Genomic DNA, 2,988 nt, shown 5'->3' with positions numbered 1-2,988 from the left:
CACGCTTATCAGGCGTGTGCTCTAACCAGCTGAGCTACAAACCCACAGTGTAGAAGTATGGTGAGCTCGCCGGGATTTGAACCCGGGACCCTTTGATTAAAAGTCAAATGCTCTACCGACTGAGCTACGAGCTCTTAAATATATTGCATATATTCAAAAATTATGTTTTACTTTATCGCCGAAAAAGGCTAATCTGTCAACAGTTATTTTTTAATTTAAACTTAGGAAGTTTATGCGGCATCAGGACGTGGCTATAATTATCCCCTCAAGGCTAAGTTCAACTAGGCTTAAACAAAAACCGCTGCAGCTTATCGGCTCTATAACTTTAATCGAGCGGGTATTCAAACAAGTAAATCAAGCGGGCCTTGAGCATACATATGTTGCGACTGACTCGGAAGAGATAGCAAGCGTTATTACAAAAGTTGGAGGAAAAGTAATATTCACGGATAGTGCTATCCCAACCGGTACTGATCGTACTTATGAAGCTTTTAAATTAATTCCAAATAATCAAAACATTAATTACATAGTTAATGTACAGGGAGATATGCCTTTCATTGAACCTAGCTCTATTTTGAAAATTATAGAATATTTAAAAAACAGCAAATACGATATTGTTACACCGATAGTAAAAGTAGATAGGGAATCAGTGCAAGCTAATAGTAATGTTACCGTAGCAGTTGACTCGGCGGGGACAGCATTGTATTTTTCCCGTAGTCTTATTCCAAACGGTGCAGAAGAATTTTTATACCATGTAGGCATGTATGGTTTTCGCAAAAACGCTTTAGAAAAATTTGTATCTCTTAAGCCAACTTTTTTAGAAAAAACAGAACGTTTAGAACAATTACGTGTCCTTGAAAACGGCATGACTATAGGTACATGTTTAGTTGAGAATGTTCCTATTTCCGTAGATACGGAAGAAGATTTAAAAAAAGCAGTAAAATTTTACGAAAAGATTAGTAAACTAGGTTTATAATAATGGTACATTTCATTTTTGTTACCGGCGGCGTTGTTTCATCACTCGGTAAAGGTCTAACGGCCGCATCTCTTGCTATGCTATTGCAAGCGAAAGGTTTTAGAGTCAGTGTACGAAAACTAGACCCTTATCTTAACATTGACCCGGGAACTATGAATCCTCACGAACATGGTGAGGTATATGTAACCGATGACGGAGCAGAAACCGATCTAGATCTTGGACATTATGAACGTTTTACCGGAGTTTCCGCATGCAAATTTGATAGCATCACAACAGGCGCGATATACTCAAAATTACTTAAAGATGAACGTTTAGGAAATTACGCCGGCGTTACTGTTCAAGTCATCCCGCATGTTACAAATATAATAAAAGATTTTATACTTTCAAACACCAAGGGTGTTGATTTTATTATTTGTGAAATAGGCGGTACAGTCGGTGATATTGAAGGTCTACCGTTTTTTGAAGCTATAAGGCAAATTGGTAACCAATTAAAAAGCGAAAATTGTTTATTTATTCATTTAACATTATTACCTTATGTTAAAACCGCCCGTGAATTAAAAATAAAACCTACCCAACACTCAGTTAAAGCATTACGCGCTATAGGTATTTCACCTAATATACTAGTGTGTCGTGCAGAACGTCACATTTCAAAAGGCGAAATAGATAAAATATCTTTATTGTGTAATATAGAATCTGAGTATGTTGTTCCGGCAATAGATCAAAAAAATATATATTTAGTACCGATTGCATATCATAATTCAGGTCTTGATAATAAAGTATTAAAATTTTTTAATATTAATATCATGCCATCTAAATTAGATAAATGGCATGATATAATTAATAGGCTAAAAGATTCTAATTCAAAAGTAAGAATCGCTATAATAGCTAAATATCATAAATTAAAAGATGCTTATAAATCAGTAATCGAAGCACTGAATCATGCAGGTATTTATTACAAATACAAAATTGATTTAGTATGGATAAATGCTGAAAATCTAACTGAAGAGAGTATTAATAAAAAATTATTAGATATAGATGGGATTTTAGTACCAGGTGGATTTGGAGAACGGGCAACTAAAGGAAAAATTATAGCAATAAAATATGCCCGTACTAATAACATACCTTTTTTTGGAATATGTTTCGGTATGCAACTTGCGACGATCGAAATAGCTCAGAATTTAATCGGTATTAAAGATGCAGTAACGGAAGAATTTAAAGTAGACGGTACAAAAATTATTGAGAAAATAAATAAAAACTGTGAAGACTCAAAAATAACAATTGAAAATGTAAAAAAGACTATGAGGCTCGGCTCTTATCCTTGTAGTTTGGTCGCAAGTACCATTGCGGCAAATGCTTATAAAAGCCTTGAAATAAATGAGAGACATCGTCATAGATATAAATTTAATAATGAATTTCAAAATATTTTTGAAAAACACGGAATAGTATTTAGCGGTTTTTCAAAAGATGAAGAGATTGTAGAAATTATTGAACTACCGCTACTGCGTTGGTTCGTAGGAGTACAATTTCATCCGGAATTTAAATCTAAACCTTTTGAAGCTCATCCGTTATTTATTCAGTTTATTAAAGCAGCGATTGAGTATAACAAATGTAATTAACAACAATATATGAGACTATTTTAAAAAATCTTGACATAGTTTTTATTATAGTCTAGGGTGCATAAAAAATAATATAGCCGGGCAGTTTCTAAAAAGCGTTTGAGGTCATTCCCGCATATGCGGGCATGACCTATAAAGCTCTAAGCCTTGCAAAAACATAACATTTTTAAAAACTATCCGGTACTAAAAAAATAAGCTCATAATAAATCAATGGATAGCGTGGATTCTAATTTTACAATTTGGAATAAAGCCAGAAACAGTAAATTTAGGCATATAGTATGGCCGATTAGATCGTATGAATTAACCAAGTTCATCCCGATGGCTTTACTAATGTTTTTTATTCTACTTAATCAAAACTTAGTTCGTAGTATTAAAGATAGCTTTGTTGTTACCTTAATT

General features: G+C 33.5%; 3 protein-coding genes and 2 tRNA genes (1 of these 5 cut by a window edge). 3 read left to right on the top strand and 2 right to left on the bottom strand.

The window, feature by feature from the left end; genetic code table 11:
- Together BG75_RS03205 and BG75_RS03200 are read right to left on the bottom strand one after the other, a co-directional pair.
- Positions 1-44, bottom strand: a tRNA-Ile gene (locus BG75_RS03205); it reaches 34 nt to the left of the window's first position.
- 14 nt (positions 45-58) lie between these two features.
- Positions 59-134 (bottom strand) — tRNA-Lys (locus BG75_RS03200).
- 98 nt (positions 135-232) lie between these two features.
- Between BG75_RS03200 and BG75_RS03195 the strand changes: the two genes are divergently transcribed.
- The 3 genes from BG75_RS03195 to BG75_RS09705 form a co-directional block, all read left to right on the top strand.
- Complete coding sequence (locus BG75_RS03195) at positions 233-973, top strand: 3-deoxy-manno-octulosonate cytidylyltransferase (protein WP_062811420.1); 741 nt, start codon at positions 233-235, stop codon at positions 971-973.
- A 2-nt stretch (positions 974-975) separates the two neighbouring features.
- On the top strand, positions 976-2,589 hold the full coding sequence (locus BG75_RS03190; RefSeq protein WP_062811419.1) for a CTP synthase: 1,614 nt from the start codon (positions 976-978) through the stop codon (positions 2,587-2,589).
- A gap of 210 nt (positions 2,590-2,799) precedes the next feature.
- On the top strand, positions 2,800-2,988 hold a 189-nt coding region (locus tag BG75_RS09705), incomplete at its 3' end, for an Npt1/Npt2 family nucleotide transporter (RefSeq protein WP_305140714.1).

The sequence above is a fragment of the Rickettsia endosymbiont of Proechinophthirus fluctus genome (assembly GCF_001602635.1).
GTDB classification, from domain to species: domain Bacteria; phylum Pseudomonadota; class Alphaproteobacteria; order Rickettsiales; family Rickettsiaceae; genus Rickettsia; species Rickettsia rickettsii.
This window is presented reverse-complemented; position numbering and strand designations above follow the sequence as displayed.

Bases quoted from the DNA above. Each gene is read 5' to 3' on its own strand.
- BG75_RS03190 (WP_062811419.1), top strand. From the start codon at position 976: ATGGTACATTTCATTTTTGTTACCGGCGGCGTTGTTTCATCACTCGGT.
- BG75_RS03195 (WP_062811420.1), top strand. From the start codon at position 233: ATGCGGCATCAGGACGTGGCTATAATTATCCCCTCAAGGCTAAGTTCA.